Annotated in this window: 13 protein-coding genes; 7 read left to right on the top strand and 6 right to left on the bottom strand. The window is 73.3% G+C overall.

The window, feature by feature from the left end:
- Positions 1-19: 19 nt before the first annotated feature.
- Both LZG04_RS38620 and LZG04_RS38615 read right to left on the bottom strand, forming a co-directional pair.
- A complete protein-coding gene (locus LZG04_RS38620) occupies positions 20-1,288 on the bottom strand; it encodes a serine hydrolase (RefSeq protein WP_233826760.1) in 1,269 nt (422 codons plus the stop codon).
- A gap of 517 nt (positions 1,289-1,805) precedes the next feature.
- Positions 1,806-2,420 carry a GTP pyrophosphokinase family protein gene (locus tag LZG04_RS38615; protein ID WP_233826758.1) on the bottom strand — a complete coding sequence of 205 codons (615 nt, stop codon included), beginning with the start codon at positions 2,418-2,420 and terminating at the stop codon, positions 1,806-1,808.
- A gap of 205 nt (positions 2,421-2,625) precedes the next feature.
- Here LZG04_RS38615 and LZG04_RS38610 point away from each other — a divergent pair, with 205 nt between their 5' ends.
- The gene (locus LZG04_RS38610; RefSeq protein WP_233826756.1) at positions 2,626-3,471 is read left to right on the top strand and encodes an EamA family transporter; all 846 of its coding nucleotides are present in this window, start codon (positions 2,626-2,628) and stop codon (positions 3,469-3,471) included.
- Between the two features lie 75 nt (positions 3,472-3,546).
- Here the strand turns inward: LZG04_RS38610 and LZG04_RS38605 are convergent, their stop codons facing one another.
- The 3 genes from LZG04_RS38605 to LZG04_RS38595 all read right to left on the bottom strand — a co-directional run bounded on the left by LZG04_RS38605 (position 3,547) and on the right by LZG04_RS38595 (position 5,623).
- Complete coding sequence (locus LZG04_RS38605; protein ID WP_233826754.1) at positions 3,547-4,077, bottom strand: hypothetical protein; 531 nt, start codon at positions 4,075-4,077, stop codon at positions 3,547-3,549.
- Positions 4,078-4,203: 126 nt separating this feature from the next.
- Positions 4,204-4,704, bottom strand: coding sequence for an ATP-binding protein (locus tag LZG04_RS38600; RefSeq protein ID WP_233826752.1), 501 nt, complete (start codon positions 4,702-4,704; stop codon positions 4,204-4,206).
- Positions 4,705-5,077: 373 nt separating this feature from the next.
- The gene (locus tag LZG04_RS38595) at positions 5,078-5,623 is read right to left on the bottom strand and encodes a YceI family protein (protein WP_233826749.1); all 546 of its coding nucleotides are present in this window, start codon (positions 5,621-5,623) and stop codon (positions 5,078-5,080) included.
- Between the two features lie 90 nt (positions 5,624-5,713).
- On the opposite strand from LZG04_RS38595, the gene LZG04_RS38590 reads away from it, so the two are divergent.
- The 6 genes from LZG04_RS38590 to LZG04_RS38565 all read left to right on the top strand — a co-directional run bounded on the left by LZG04_RS38590 (position 5,714) and on the right by LZG04_RS38565 (position 13,418).
- Positions 5,714-6,208, top strand: a complete 495-nt coding sequence (locus LZG04_RS38590) for a MarR family winged helix-turn-helix transcriptional regulator (RefSeq protein WP_233826747.1) — start codon at positions 5,714-5,716, stop codon at positions 6,206-6,208.
- Between the two features lie 144 nt (positions 6,209-6,352).
- Complete coding sequence (locus LZG04_RS38585; protein WP_233826745.1) at positions 6,353-8,536, top strand: hypothetical protein; 2,184 nt, start codon at positions 6,353-6,355, stop codon at positions 8,534-8,536.
- Between the two features lie 13 nt (positions 8,537-8,549).
- A complete protein-coding gene (locus tag LZG04_RS38580; protein WP_233826743.1) occupies positions 8,550-9,536 on the top strand; it encodes a MoxR family ATPase in 987 nt (328 codons plus the stop codon).
- The gene (locus tag LZG04_RS38575; RefSeq protein WP_233826741.1) at positions 9,533-10,681 is read left to right on the top strand and encodes a DUF58 domain-containing protein; all 1,149 of its coding nucleotides are present in this window, start codon (positions 9,533-9,535) and stop codon (positions 10,679-10,681) included. Before LZG04_RS38580 ends, LZG04_RS38575 begins: the two co-directional genes overlap by 4 nt.
- A gap of 131 nt (positions 10,682-10,812) precedes the next feature.
- A complete protein-coding gene (locus LZG04_RS38570) occupies positions 10,813-11,112 on the top strand; it encodes a hypothetical protein (RefSeq protein WP_233826739.1) in 300 nt (99 codons plus the stop codon).
- Positions 11,113-11,252: 140 nt separating this feature from the next.
- Positions 11,253-13,418 (top strand): transglutaminaseTgpA domain-containing protein, encoded by a 2,166-nt coding sequence (locus tag LZG04_RS38565; protein ID WP_308199667.1) that lies wholly within the window; start codon positions 11,253-11,255, stop codon positions 13,416-13,418.
- On the opposite strand, the gene LZG04_RS38560 is transcribed toward LZG04_RS38565, so the two are convergent.
- Positions 13,415-15,028, bottom strand: coding sequence for a serine/threonine-protein kinase (locus LZG04_RS38560; RefSeq protein ID WP_233826737.1), 1,614 nt, complete (start codon positions 15,026-15,028; stop codon positions 13,415-13,417). The two genes, LZG04_RS38565 and LZG04_RS38560, sit on opposite strands and share 4 nt — an antisense overlap.
- Positions 15,029-15,118 lie beyond the last annotated feature (90 nt).

Genomic DNA, 15,118 nt, shown 5'->3' with positions numbered 1-15,118 from the left:
GGAGGTTCAAACGTGAAATTCAGACCATTTTCGCGGTCTGCCGGCGGGCCAGTCGGCCGCCGATCTGGATCCACCCGATCCCGCCGCCGCCCGGATCGCGCAGGAAACGTCCGGTTTGGTTGGTGTCGCCCGTGTCGGAATCACGCATCGCGAACACCAGGCCGTCGAACAACGACAGGTCCGCGAACGGCTCGCCGTCCACCGTCAGCGCCAGGCGCTCCCGGTCGACCGCCCGCACCGCGTATTCGACGTCGCCGTTGCGGAAGCGCCCGGTGCAGTCCGGGGGAGGGGCGATGCGGTGGTGCAGACCGCGCATTCCGTCGTAATCGGCCACCGGCAGCCCGGCCGCGACCAAATCGGGCACCAGGTCGCGCCACAGCGCGAACCCGCTGCTCCCGGTGGTGGTCAGGGCGACCGCCGACCCGTCGGCCGGGTTGATCCGCAGGTGGCACGACGTGCCGTCGGCGGTGCCGTCGTGACCGACCCAGCGGACGCCGTCGCGCTGGAACAGCGCCAGGCCCAGGCCCCAGCCGTCGGCCATGCCGAACGGCTCGGCGTGTCGGACGGGTTCGCGCATCAGGGCGAGCTCCCGCGGGCCCATCAGGTGCGGCGCGCCGCCACCGAGCATCCGGCCGAGCGCCAGCAGGTCCGTCGCGCTCGCGGCCAGGGCGCCGGCGGGCGCGTCGACCGGGGCCAGCGACTGCTCCACCGGCACGACGCGGCCCGTGGTGGCGTTGACGGCGTGGCCCGTGGCCACGTCGGGGTCGGGGCTCGTGGTGAACCTGGCGCGCACGCCCAGGGGGCGCAGCAGGACCGCTTCCACCGCTTCCGCCCAGGTCATCCCGGTCGCCACCTCGATCAGGTGGCCGATGAGGGTGTACCCGATGTTGGAGTAGGAGAAGCCCGCGCCGGGCTCGTGCAGCGGGTGAAGCTCGCGCAGCGCCTGGCGCACGTGGTGGCGCAGGGACGTGGTGCGCACGTCCTCCGGGTCCGACGGCAGGCCGCCGGTGTGGCTGAGCAGGTGCCGCAGCGTGAGCTCGTCGGCCACGCCGGGCAGGTGGTCGGACAGCGGCGCGTCCAGCTCCAGGTCCCCGTCGGAGACCAGGGCCATGGCGACGGTCGCGGTGAACGTCTTGGTGATCGAGCCGATGGGCACGGCCGCGTCGGCGGCCAGGCCCACCTCGTGGGTCCACGTGCGCCCCTCGTGGTGCACGGCGAGCTGCGCGCCGGGCACCAGGTGCTCACGGGCCAGCGCGGTTAATCGGGTGGAGATCCGGTCGGTGTCCATGCGTGATCCTCTGAGAATGAGCCACAGCGTCAATGAGTACCGGGCTGCGAGGCCAACGGTGACGGTCGCCGGGAGACTGTCGCGACCGCCGAACGGAGCATTTGCTGAATAGTCATTCCCTATTTTGAGGGGACTGTAACCGGATGTTAGAAGTGTCACTTCCGGGATTCACTCGATCGGGCGGTTTGGACCGGCCGGTCTCGTAAATACGTGCAGTACGCGAGGGTTATTCGCAGTCACGTGTCAAGGGGGTTGCGGGTACCCCTACGCTGTCCATCAAGAGGGCATGAAATGACTTCCTGCTCCAGTCGGACGGATTTCAACGATATTTCGGGAGCGGCCGTAACCTTTTCCCTCGAAGGTCGTTTGACGTTACTCGGCCGTACTGCCCACCGCGAGAGTCCAACCTCCACCCCGCGCGTGTCCTACGTTCAGGACGCGCGTGTCCTACGTTCAGGACCGGTGAGGTGAACGTTCGGGTCCGCCGGCGGCCGTGCCGGGGCGTGCCGGGGCGGGGCTAGTCGCGCTGGACCTCGTGGTGCAGCCGCTCCATCCGGGCGTCCAGCTCGGCCGCGATCGCGGCGGTGGCGGTCAGCTCCTCGACGAACCCCGCGGGCACCTGGTCGTCGTACTTGTAGTAGAGCTTGTGCTCCAAAGTGGCCCAGAAGTCCATCGCGATGGTCCTCAGCTGCACCTCGACCTTGACGTGCTCCACCCGGTCGGACAGGAACACGGGGATGCGCACGATCAGGTGCAGGCTGCGGTAGCCGTTGGGCTTCGGCGCGGCGATGTAGTCCTTGGTGCGCAGGATCTCCACGTCGTTCTGCCGGGCCAGCATGTCGCGCACGCGGTACACATCGGACACGAAGGGGCACACCACCCGCACGCCCGCCACGTCGTGCAGGTGCTCGGCCGCCAGCGACAGGTCCGCGGGCAGCCCCTTGCGCCGCAGCTTGTCGAGGATCGCCTCCGGCCGCTTCACGCGGTGCGTGACGTGCTCGATGGGGTCGTGCCGGTGGACGAGGTCGAACTCCTCGCTGAGGATCCGCAGCTTCGTCATCAGCTCGTCGACCGCGAACTTGTGGACCACGAGGGACCGCCGCAGCAGGTCGTCCGCGACGCCGCTCTCCATGATCCCACGATACCGGGCCCCGGTTCGGCTACGATGCCGGTCGTGAACACCCACTGGCACGTGGTCCTTCCGCCGCCGTGCGCCTGACCGGGCGCACTCGCTGACGCACGCCTGCACGCCTGCCTGACCGCTCGGCCCGACCGACGCGGTCCCCGCAGTGCGCCCGTTCGCGTCCCTCTCACCTCGTCTCGCGAACGGAGACCCCGTGTCGACCCTTGCCGTGGAAACACGCGCTCGTTCCACCCGCGGACCGCTGCCGATCCTGGCCGCGTGCGTCCTGTGGGGCACCACCGGCACCGTCAGCTCGCTGGCACCCGCCTCCGCACCGGCCTCGGCCGTGGGCGCGGCGGGCCTGGTGCTGGGCGGCTGCCTGCTCTTCCTCACCGCCCGGGGCACGCGTGCCGTGCTGCGGACCGCCGACCGGCGGCTGCTGCTGCTCGGCGCGGTGACCGTGGCGGGCTACGCGCTCGCGTTCTACCCGGCCGTCGCCCGCACGGGTGTGGCCGTCGGCACGACCGTGGCGCTGGCCACCGCGCCGATCGTGCTCGGGCTGCGGTCGCGGCCGCTGCTCACGTCGGCCGCCGTGGTCGGTTGCGCGGCGCTCGTGCTGGGCGGCGGTGACGCGCACGTCGACCTGATCGGCGTCGGGTTGGCGCTGGTCGCGGGCCTGTCGTACGCCGCGTACTCGGTGATCTGCGCGCACCTGATCGCCCGCGGGCACCCGTCCCGCGCGGTGGTGGGCGTGGTGTTCGGCGGCGCGTCCGCGTTGACGTTGCCGGTGCTGCTGGTCCTCGGTGTCACGTGGGTGGCCGACCCGGCCGGGTTGGCGGTCACCGCGCACCTGGCGGTGTTCACCACGTTCGCCGCGTACCTGCTGTTCGCCCGGGGCCTCCGGCACACCGGCGCGGCGGCGGCGACCACGTTGACGCTCGCCGAGCCCGCCGTGGCGGCGGTGCTGGGCGTGGTCGTGCTGGACGAGCGGTTGCCGCTCGTGTCGTGGTGCGGGATGGCCGTGCTGGCGGTCGCCCTGGTGGCACTCGCCCGGCGCTGAGGTGGGCTTCGACGGGCCGGCGCTCCGACCGGGGGGCGTCGGCCCGCTCGGGGACGCCGGCCCGTCGAAGGCTTCTCACTCGTGGAAGGTCAGCTCCCACTCCTGGCTCAGGTCGGGGCGGGTGTCCTGGACGTCCACCCGGGGCGGGTAGATCAGCCACGGCGACTTGTCGAGCCGCAACGGCTTGCCCAGGGCCGAGAGGGTCACGCGGTTGGGCGCGGAACCGGTGCGGACGACCCACGAGTAGGGGTAGGGACTGGCGACCACGGGCCGGTGGTTCTGCGCGTCGAGCCCGCCGAGGGTCAGGTAGAGGCCGGTGCCGAGGTTCTTGATGATCTGCGTGTGGTTGCTGTCGCGGACCAGCTGCCACTCCTGGTAGCCCGGCGCGCCGACGGCGGGCAGGAGGACGGTCGGCGCGCCCTCGTGGTCCGACAAGGGGGTGAGCAAGGCGTCCTCGTCACCGCCGAACGTGATGCCGTACACCCCGTCGGGGACCATCGCGCGTTCGGTCGAGGCCGTGGCCGAAGGTGTTGCGGTCAAGGCGATGGCCGCGCCGAGGGCGGCGGTCCACCCGATCACGGTCCTGGTGGCGCGTCGGAGGTTCATCAGCGGTCCCTTCCACGAGGTGCGCCCCGGGTGGGACGTCCTTCATGGCTTACCGCCATTCGGCCGCCGTGGCAGTCCTTCGACCGGTGGTGCTGCCTGCCCGAACGGGCGAACCGCGCCGGTGCGTCAGTCCGGTCGGTGCGCCCCGCCGCCCAGGCCGTAGAGGATGCGCTGGATGACCTCCGGGTCCACGTCCGGCTCGTCGCCCAGCGCCTCGGCGGCGGGGGAGCGGCGCGGCTCGCGGCGCGGCAGCGGCACGGCGGAGGCGTTCATGCCCGACGGCAGCGCCAGCTCGCACCAGGCCAGGTGGCCGCCCGCGGTGAGGTCCACCAGTCCCGCGCGGGAGCCGGCCAGCTCCGGCGGCAGCGCGACGCGGTTGCCCTCGACCTCGACCACGAGGTAGGTGCCGGTCAGCCGCAGGCGCACCAGCAGGAAGCCGGGCGCGCGCCGGTCGGCCACGTCGACCGCGGCGCCGACCAGGCGGCGGACGGTCTGCGCGGCTTCGTCCTGCATCGCCCGCAAGCGCCATTCGCCGAGCGAGAAGCGCACGAACATCTCCGCCACGTTCACCGCGGTGGGCAGCGCGACGAGTCGAAGGTCGTCGACCTGTTCGGTCTGGGCGTTCACACCGATCCTCCTCGCCTGCGTCCCGGCGCGTGCTGCGCCAGATGGTGCCATGAGTGCGTCCGATATCACCCGCGTGGTCTACGACCGTGAGCGGACTGTGTCCGCATCGAGTTCTACCGCTTCAGTGTGGATCGAAGCAAAACCCTGGTGCCACGACCTACTACGGCTGGAGACGGTGGGCGGTTCAGGCAGGTTGCGCCGGCGCGGACGAAAGTACCGAAATGCAGGGCGAAATGGAATGACAGTCCGGTACGCCCGGTTCAGCGACTGGACCTACGCAGCGTAGTGGCACCCGAAACGGGCCGGTGAGCAGCGCGAAGGGCCCGCCGGTGTGTCGGCGGGCCCTCGGGTGTGGCTGCGGCGCGGGCTGGGGTCAGCCCTGCTTCACGGCCTCGATCTCGAGCAGGATGGTGATCTTGTCGCCGACGACCGCGCCCGCCGCGCCGCCGGTCACGCCGAACTCGCGGCGGTTGATCTCGGTGGAGGCGGAGAAGCCGACGACCTTCGAGCCCTCGAACCCGTCGCCGAAGCCGTTGATCTCCAGCTCCAGCGTGACGGGCTTGGTCACGCCGTGCAGGGACAGCTCGCCGTCGACCAGGAAGCCCTCACCGTGGGCGCGCACGCCGGAGGAGGTGAAGGTCAGCTCGGGGAACTTCTCGGTGTCCAGGAAGTCCTCGCCCCTGACGTGGGCGTCGCGCTGCTCGTTGCGGGTGTCGATCGAGCCGGCGTCGATCTTCGCCGTGACCGTGGACTCCAGCGGGTTCTCGGCGGTGACGATGGTGCCCTCGAAGGTCCCGAAGTGGCCGCGGACCTTGGACACGCCGAGGTGGCGCACCACGAAGGAGATGTCCGAGTGCACCGGGTCGATCGCCCACGTGCCCGTGAGGTAGCCGGGGATCTGCACAGTCTGCGAGGTCATGGATGGTCCTTCTCGGTTGGTCTGGTTGAACTCTCAACTGAACATAGCGCATCCTGGTTGAAGGTTCAACAACGGCCGTATGATGGGGGTATGAGCGACGTGCGGTGGCTGAGCGCCGAAGAGCAGCAGGTGTGGCGTGCCTTCATGACCGCCGTGACCAAGTTCACCGAGCACCTGGACCGGCAGTTGCAGCGCGATTCCGGGATGCCGATGGCCTACTACGAGATCCTGGTGGCCCTGTCGGAGGCCCCGGAGCGCGCGCTGCGGATGAGTGAGCTGGCTTCGGTGTGCCACTCGTCACGCTCAAGACTCTCCCACGCGGTGGCCCGGTTGGAGAAGGAGGGCTGGGTCGTGCGGCAGGCCTGCCCGTCCGATCGGCGGGGTTCCATCGCGGTCCTCACCGAGACCGGGTTCCGGGTGCTGGAGCAGGCGGCGGCCGGGCACGTGACGGCGGTCCGCGAGCACCTGTTCGACGTGCTGACGCCCGACCAACTGCGGTCGCTGGCGGAGATCAGCCGGGCTGTGGACGCCGGGTTGACGGTGCAGTGCGCCAAGGTGCGGCGGGAAGAGTTCGCGGACCTCTGACGGACGCGCGGGTGAGCCGGACATCCCACGGGTGGGGCGGCATCGGTCCCAAGTGGACGCATCCGGCGGAGTCGGTGTGGGCCGGTCGGAGCAGGCTCGCCGGTCGCCTCAGGATTGTCATACCGGGCCGTTAGCATCCCGGCCGTGGGAGCGAAGCTGGGCAGGATCGCGCGTCGGGCCATCGGCGCGGGCCGGCGTGAGTCGGCCAGTGTCAGCGCCGCCGCGTTGGGGCTGTTGCTGCTGGTCGGAGCCGCGCTCGGCGACGGCATCTCGCGCACCGCGGTCGAGGTGAGCGACGGGCTCACCTGGCTGAACGACGACCAGCGCGGCGAGGTCGTGCAGGTCAACCCCAGCTCCGGCAAGCCGCAGACGCGGTTGCAGGTCAGCGGGGCCGACGCGCAGCTGGAGATCGCGCAGTCCGACGACAAGCTGATCGTGCTCGACCGCCGCACGGGGCAGATCACGGTGATCGACCTCGCCACCCTGCTGTCCTCCGGCCGCCGGCAGGCGCCACCCGGCCCGTCGGCGAAGGTGCTCATCGCGCTGGACCGGGTGTTCGTGGTCGACCGCGCGGCGGGCTCGGTGCACAACGCCGACCCGGTGACGTTGGCCGACGTCGGGTCGCCCTGGTTCGCGGGGCAGCCCCTGGCGGACGTGGTGGCCGACGACGACGGCGTGATCTGGGCCGTGGACCACGGCGGCAACCTGCACGCCCTGGAGTGGTCCGACGACGAGCTGAAGTTCCTGGAGCGGTCCAACAAGCCGGTGGCTGGCGCCGGTCCGCGCACGGCGCTGGTGCCGCACGAGCGGGGCGTGACGCTGCTCGGGTTGGAGGGCGGCGTGGTGGTGCGCGACGGCACCGGCCGCGACCTCACCGCGAGCACGAAGACGTTCGGCGGCGAGGTGCTCGCCGCGCAGACCAGCCCGACCGGGCTGGCGCCCGCGTCGGTCCCGGACGCGGCGGTGGTCGTGCTGGTGAGCGGCGACGAGGTGGTCCAGGTCGACATGGGGCAGTACGACTGCCCCAAGCCCGGTCGACCCGCGGTGTTCCGCGACCGGGTCTACGTGCCGTGCCTCGGGTCGGGCAAGGTCGTGGTGCTGGACCGGTCGGGGCGCCGTGGCGCGGACGACGTGCGGACGGCCGGTGGCGGCGACCCGGCGCTGGTGTTCGACGACGGCAAGCTGTTCATCAACACGCCCGGCGCGCAGTCGGGCGTGATCGTGGACTCCGACGGGCGCACCCGCGAGGTGGTGATCCGCAGCCCCGAGCTGCCGGTGATGGACCCGGAACGGCCACCCATCCCGAGCGTGCCCAGCCCGCCGCCGCCGCGCCCGGACCCGCCGGGGCGCGACAACCGTGGCAACGGCCAGAACCCGCAGCAGCGCGGTGAGACGACGACCACCGCCGCGCCGGTGACGACCACGCCCAGCGCCGGCGCGTCGGGTGCGGTGCCGGGGCGTCCGGCGGGCGTCACGGTGGCGCAGCGCAGCAACAACGGCACCTCCGTGGTCGTGGCCGTGAGCTGGACCGCCGCGCCCGACGGCGGCGAGCCGATCACCGGCTACACCGTGACGGGCACCGGCGGGTTCTCGGGCGGCACGCAGGAGACGCGGGTGGCGGGCACGTCGGCCGAGTTGGTGTTGCCGTGCGCGGGTTCCACGTTCTGCGCGAGCGGGAAGGTGGACGTCGCCGTGGCGGCGTACAACCGGTTCGGCGCGGGCGAGGCGGGCACGGCGTCGTGGACCGTTCGACCGGCCGCGGGGACGACGACCACCCAGCCGCCGGTGGTGCCCACTACGACGACGACCACAGCGGCCCCGCCTCCACCGCCTCCACCGCCCCCCACGACGACGACCACGACCACGCCGCCTCCACCCCCGCCGCCTCCGCCGTTGCCGAGCGCGGGTGCCGTCGTGATCAGCACGATCGGCGCGGGGGCGCACGTGTACGAGAAGCGCGTGACGACCGCGCCGCCGGCGGACTGGGCGAGCCACACCGGGCGGTGCGAGGTCGTCAACACGACCCTGGAAGCCACCGCGCCGATCGCCTGTGCCGGCGGCACGGTGACGATCGCGGTCGACTACGGCTCGAACTCCATCGTCGTGCGTGCCTACGCCGCCTCCGGGTCGGGGTCGGTCGAATCGGCGGTGCGCACCGCGATCGTGCGGGAGCCGATCGAGAACTGCGGCGGCGGCCGGATCTGCCGGCCCAATAGCCTGCCGGCGTCGGAGGACAACCAGCTGATCGGCGGCGGCATCGGGCTGCTGGCGACCGCGTGGCTGTTGACCCTGCGCAACCGGCGGCTGCGGCGTGAGTCGGGCGAGTGACGAAGGGCGTGGCGTGACGACAACGGCGGTGCCGGCGATCGGCGAGGACGAGATCGCGGTGTTCCGGGCCCTGCACGCGCGACTCGGCGACGCGGTCGAGTCGGCGGTGCGGGGCAAGCGGGACGTCGTCGACCTCGTGCTGGTGGCGATGTTCGCCGGCGGGCACGTGCTGCTGGAAGACGTGCCGGGCACGGGCAAGACCACGCTCGCCCGTGCCGTGGCGGGCGCGTTGGGCGGGGTGTCGCGGCGCGTGCAGTTCACGCCCGACCTGCTGCCGTCGGACGTCACGGGCACCTCGGTGTACGACCCGCAGACCGGCGAGGTGCGGTTCCGGCCGGGCCCGGTGTTCGCCAACATCGTGCTCGCCGACGAGATCAACCGCGCCGCCGCCAAGACGCAGTCGGCGTTGCTGGAGGTCATGGAGGAGCGGACGGTCACCGTGGACGGCGTCGCGCACGCCGTGCCCGCGCCGTTCCTGGTGGTGGCCACGCAGAACCCCATCGACCTGGACGGCACCTACCGGCTGCCCGAGGCGCAGCTCGACAGGTTCATGCTGCGCACCTCCATCGGCTACCCGGCGGTGGAGCACGAGATCGACGTGCTGCGGCCCGGCAGCGGTGCGGGCCAGGTCGGCGCGGTGCCCACGGTGAGCAACCCGCACGTCATCGCCGAGCAGGGGCGTCGGCTCGCCACGCTGCACGTCGCGGACGCGTTGCTGCGCTACATCAGCGACATCGGGGTCGCCTCGCGCGAGGACGGCCGGTTGCGGTTGGGCGCGAGCACGCGAGGGCTGCGCGCGCTGGTGCGGTGCGTGCAGGTGTACGCGGCGGCGCAGGGCAGGCACTTCGTCGTGCCGGGTGACGTGCAGGCCCTGGCGGTGCCGGTGCTGGCGCACCGGTTGGTGCTGACCCGCGAGGCGCAGTTGGCGGGCACGACGACCGAGGAGGTCCTGTCCGACGTCCTGGCGGGCGTGGCCGTGCCGCGACCGACCGCGCGATGACCGGCGTGCGGCTGACCGCGCGCGGGTGGGGCGCGGTGCTGCTGGGCGTGCCGCTGGTGGCGTTGGGGTTGTGGTGGCGCTACCCAGGGGTGGCCGGGCTGGGCATCGCGCTGGTGGTGCTCGCGGCCGGGGGCGTGGTGTCGGTGCTGTCGCGGGCCCAGGTCGCGCCGAAGCGCACCGTGCGGCCGCGGACCGTGCAGCGGTTGGGCACGTGCACCGGGGTGGTCGAGCTGACGGGCACCAGCAGAAGGTTCCCGGTCGTGTTCGACGCGACCGACGAGGTGGCCGGTGAAGCGGTCGCCGTGGACATCCCGCTGCTCGCGCCGGGGCAGAAGGTGAAGGTGGAGTACCCGATTCCGACGCACACGCGCGGCCTGCTGCGGGTGGGGCCGTTGACGTTGAGCCGTCGCGGTCTGGCCGGGCTCGCGCACGCTCGGACCGTCGTGGGTGACGTTGTGGAGGTTCGCGTCGTGCCGCGCGTGCTGCCGGTGCGCGGACTGCCCGGCGGGGTGCGGCGGGGGCACGTCGGCGCGGACGAGCGGGTGGAGCGCGGCGGCACCGACCTGGTGGGGCTGCGGGAGTACGTGCCGGGTGACGACCTGCGGCGGCTGCACTGGGCGACCTCCGCCCGGACCGGGACGTTGATGATCCGCGAGGACGCCGACCCGGCCCGTCCGCACCTGGCGGTGGTGCTCGACGATCACGCGGAGTCCTATGCGCGGGGCAAGGATCTGGAGGACGCGGTGGAGGTGGCGGCGTCGCTGGTGGCGGTGGCGGTCGCCGAGGGACACCCCGTGCGGCTGGTGACGTCGTCGGGTGCGGTGGACGTGGAGCTGCCGGCGGGCGCGGTGGACGCCGACGCGTCGGCGGTGCTGGCGGCGTTGGCGGATTTGCGGGCGGCATCGGGATCCTCGGCCACGCGTTCGCTCCCTGTCCGGGATCTCGACGTGGTGGCCGTGGTGTGCGGGGCTCGAGCGGACATGGCCGCGCTGATGCTGGAGGCGGGCCGGGCTTCGGTGGGCGTGGTCCTGGCCGTCGACCCCGAGCCGTCCCAGCCGATCTCGGCCGTCGGCTCGGTGTTGTTGCTGCGCAACGCTAAGGCCGAGGGCCTGTTGGACGCTTGGAACACGGCGGTGTCCCGATGACCGCCCGCCTGTCCGGAGATCACCCGATCGTGATCACGGGCCTGGGGATGAATGGAAGCGCCGATTTTGTTGCCGGAAGTATGGAGGCGCGGCGCCCCGGCCTCGGGTGTCTCCAGGCGGTGGGTGCGTGAGTGCGAACGAGCCTGCCGCTGGCGCTGGCGCTGGTGGCGGGGTTGGCGGGGTTGGCAAGGCTGGCGGCGGGGCCGGTGCGAGCGCGGGTGTCGGTGCGGGCGCTGGCGCGGCTGGTAGCGGTGCTCGTGCCAGCGCTGGCACGGGTTCCAGCGCGGCTCGCGGCGCCGATGCGGGCGCACGTGCGCGTGCCAGCGCGAGTGCGGGCGCTGGTGCGGGTGCGGGCGCTGGTGGTGGGGCTGGTGCGGGCGCTCGGGCTGGTGCGGGCGTCGGTGGTGGGAGTGCGAGCGCCGGTGGCGTGAACGCCGGTCCTGGTGCGAGAACCGGTGGTGGCGCGGACGCCGGTGGCGATGCGAGGGCCGGGGCCGGTGTGGGCGGTGGTGCCGCCGCCGGGGCGGGCGCGCGTGCGCGTGCCGGTGGGCCCGGACGAGGTGGTGCGGGCGTGCGGGGTGGTGCGGGCGTGGGTGGTGGTGGCGGTGGGAGTGCTCGGGTGGCGTGGGCCGCGCTGCTGCTCGTGGTGGCCGCGCTGCACCTCGGCTCGGGCTGGCAGGGGTATGTGGCGTCGCTCGTGTTCGCGGGTGCGGCGGTGGTCGGGGTCGGGTGCTTGCCGTTGTTGCGGTGGCGGCGGATGCCTGCCGGGTTGGTGGCGTTCTCGCTCGTGGTGCTGGCGCTGGTCGGCGGGTACTGGGTGGCGCGGGGTTCGGCGGTCGACTCGGCGGACCCGACGTCGGTGCTGCTGGACCTGGTGCCCCGCCTGCTGACCGCCGCCCGGCCCGCGCCCGCCACGCCCGAGCTGGTCGCGCCGGGCGCGCTGCTGGTGTTCGGGGTGTCGCTGGTCGTCGTGCTGGCGCTGGGGCGGGGCCGGTCGTTGGTGGCGCCGGTGGTCGGGGCGGCGGTGCTGTACACGTGCACGGCGCTGTTGACCGCGGGGCGGGCTGATCGGCACGGCGTGATCGCGGTGGCGTTGGTCGCGATCGTGGCGGTCGGGTGGTTGGTGGTCGATCGGCTGGAGGCCGGCGGCCGGGTGCTGCTGGGCCTGCCCGCGGTGCCGGTGGCGGTGGTGGCGGCGTTCGCGGTGGTGTTGCCGGCCGGGGGTGCGTTCGAGCCGCGGGAGTTGGTGGAGCCGCCGGTCAGCGACCTGGGGGTGGCGAGCCCGTTGCCGCAGCTGGCGGCGTGGGCGAACCTGGGGGACACCGAGCTGTTCCGCGTGCGCGGCCCGGAGCGGGCGGTGCGGTTGGTGGCGTTGTCGGACTACTCGGGCGCGGCGTGGCGGGCGGCGTCGCTGTACGGGCCCATCGGGGCGGTGGCCGAGCCCGACCTGCCCGCCGGGGCCCGGGTCGAGGAGACCGAGGTGGAGATCACCGTCGGTGAGCTCGGCGGGCGGTGGTTGCCCACGGTCGGGCGACCGACGGCGGTGACGTTGGACGGCGCGATGGTCGATCCCGACTCGGGGTCGCTGGTGCTGCGCAACGAGGTGACGCCGGGCCTGACCTACCGGGTGCGCGGCGTGCTCGACGTGCCCGACGACGAGGACCTGCTCGACGCCACCGTGCCGACCAACGCGGGCCGGTACCTGGAGCTGCCCGGCCTGCCGTACTCGCTGGCCGAGTACGCCCGCCAGATCGTGCGGAACGCCCGCACGCCCTACGAGCGGGCCGTCGCGATCGAGCAGGTGGTGAAGCAGGGCCGCACGCCGGACGCGCAGGCCCCGGTCGGGTCGTCGTACGCGCGGCTGGAGCGGTTCCTGTTCGGCAACCCCGGCGAACCCGGCGCGAACGCGGGCACGGCCGAGCAGTTCGCGTCGGCGTTCGCCGTGCTGGCCAGGGCGGTGGGGTTGCCGACCAGGGTGGTGGTCGGCTTCCAGCCCGCCACCGGTGCGGAGCGCGTGGTGCGCGGCAGCGACGCGACCGCGTGGCCCGAGGTGTACTTCGCCGGGTGGGGCTGGGTGCCGTTCGACCCGGTGGCCGGTGTGTCGTCGGGCGGGTCGAGCGCCGCGCAGAAGCGCGAGGTGCTGGACCGGCTCGCGTCGATCACGGCCACGCCGACCAGCACCCCGCTGTCCGCGCCACCGCCGTTGGTGACGCCGTCGAGCCCGGTCGCCGCGCAGGCCACGTCGACCGGGTCGCAGCGGTGGATCGGGTACGCGGTGCTGGGCGGCGTGCCCGTGCTGGTGCTGCTGGTGCTCGGGCTGGCCCGGCTGGTGCGGCGCGGACGGCTGCGCGCCGCCGGCCCGACCGGCGCGTGGGCCTACGTGCTGGACGGGCTGCTGCTGGCCGGCCGGACGCCGCCCGCCCACCGGACCGCCCCGGACATCGCGGCGGCACTGGCGCCGCCCGCGGCGGAACTGGCCCGGATGGCCGATCACGCGGCGTTCGCGCCGACGCACCCGGCGGCCTCCGGCGCGGTCGGCTACGCGCCAGCGCCACCCCGGCACGCCACGAGCGCCCGGTCCGCCGCCGACACCCGGTCCGCCGAGAACACCTCGCCCGTCGATGGCGAGTCGGCGTGGCGGTTGGCGCGGCAGGTGCGAACCGGTCTGCGGCGCGGGATCCCCTGGTACCGCCGGGTGTTCTGGCCGGTCGACCCCCGGCCGCTGTGGCGGCGCTAGCCGTTGCGCACGGCGCACGTGCGGGCCGACGCGCCGCGTTGCGTGGCCGGGTCGTCGAGACCGATGGCGAGCACCTGGAAGCAGTACTGCGGCGCCCGCGGCTCCAAGTCCTCCAGCACGTGGGACGTCGCACCGGCCGCCACCGTGACCAACGGTTTGGGCGACGATCCCGTCACGTCCACCACGACGAACTGCGCCCTGCCCTCGCTCGGGTCGGTCCAGATCAGCTCGATCCGGTCCCCGTCGTCCTCCAGCCGCTTGAGCACCGGCGTGAACCTCGGGTCGCCGCCCTGCGGCAGGCTCGCGGTCGTCGTCACGGTCGTCGGGGCGACGGTCGTCGTCACGCTCGAAGTCACGCTGGACGGAGGTGACGCGACCTCCTCCGACCGACCCGGCAGGCTCAACGCCACCCCCACCGCCACGCCCACGAACACCGCGCTCGCCGCCGCCAACTTCCACGACCGCCGCGGCCGGGACGGCGGCGGCTCCGGCAGCTCCACCAACGGCGGCGGGGGCGGCGGCACGGGCGGGCGGTGCTCGGTGTGGTGCCGCACGGTCAGGTCGGCCAGGTCCTCGGTCCACGTCTTCAGCGGCTCGGGCGCGGCGACCGCCGGTTCCGGCGCGGCCTCGACCACCGGCTTGGGGCCGAAGTCCGGCAGCTGCGTCGGGCCGTCCGGGTAGCGCTCCGGCACCTCCAGCCGCACCGCCGCCGTGCGCTCGGGGTCCACAGTGGACTGCGGGGGCGACGTCGGCACCGACGCCAGCGCCGCGCGCAACGACGCCGCGTCCGGGAACCGCTCCTCCCGCTCCTTGCGCAGGCACCGCAGGATGATCGCGACCAGCTCCACCGGCACGTCCCGGCGCAGCAACGACCGCGGCGCGGCCTCGCGCACCCGGCCGAGGTAGCCGAGCATGGTGTCCTCGCCGGGGTTCTCCGACGCGAACGGCGGCTGCCCGTCCAGCAGGGTGAACAGCGTGGAGCCCAACGACCACAGGTCGTCGGCCGCGGCGGGCGGTCGGCCGTCCACCATCTGCGGCGCGGCGTGCCGGTAGCTCACCATCCGCAACGACGCCGTGTGCGCCGCGTCCGCGCCACGCGCGATGCCGAAGTCGGCCAGCACGTACGACGTCGGCAACACGAGGATGTTCTGCGGCTTCACGTCCCGGTGCAGGATGCCCTGGCCGTGCGCGAACGCCAGCGCGTCGGCCACCGCGATCCCGGCCGCGACGACCTCGTGCACCGGCAGCGGCCCCCGCTGCCGCAACCGGCCGTGCAGCGAACCCAGGTCGTAGTACTCCATCACGATGCACGGCCGCCCGGCGATCACGCCCGTGTCCAGCACGGTCACGATGTGCGGGTGCTGGCGGCCGAGCCGGACGGTGATCTCCAGCTCGCGGTGGAACCGGCTGACCGTGTCCTGGTCGGTCACGTCCAGCACCTTCACCGCGACGTCACGGCCCAGCCCGTCCTGCGTGGCCCGGTACACGGTGCCCTCGCCGCCGTGCGCGACGAGCCGGAAGTCGCTGTAGCCGGGGAGCACGACGGCCTGGGCCGCACCGCTCGGGCCGGGCGGGGGCGCCCAGGCCAGCAGGTCGTCGGCGGGGTCCACGCCCGGGATCGTATCGGGCGGGCACGACACCCGAGAGGTGTCGTCGACGTGCGGCCGGCCGCCGGTCGTCGGATGGTGTGGGGTGTCGCC

This window comes from Saccharothrix sp. S26, from assembly GCF_021390395.1.
In the GTDB taxonomy this organism is placed as follows: Bacteria; Actinomycetota; Actinomycetes; order Mycobacteriales; family Pseudonocardiaceae; genus Actinosynnema.
This window is presented reverse-complemented; position numbering and strand designations above follow the sequence as displayed.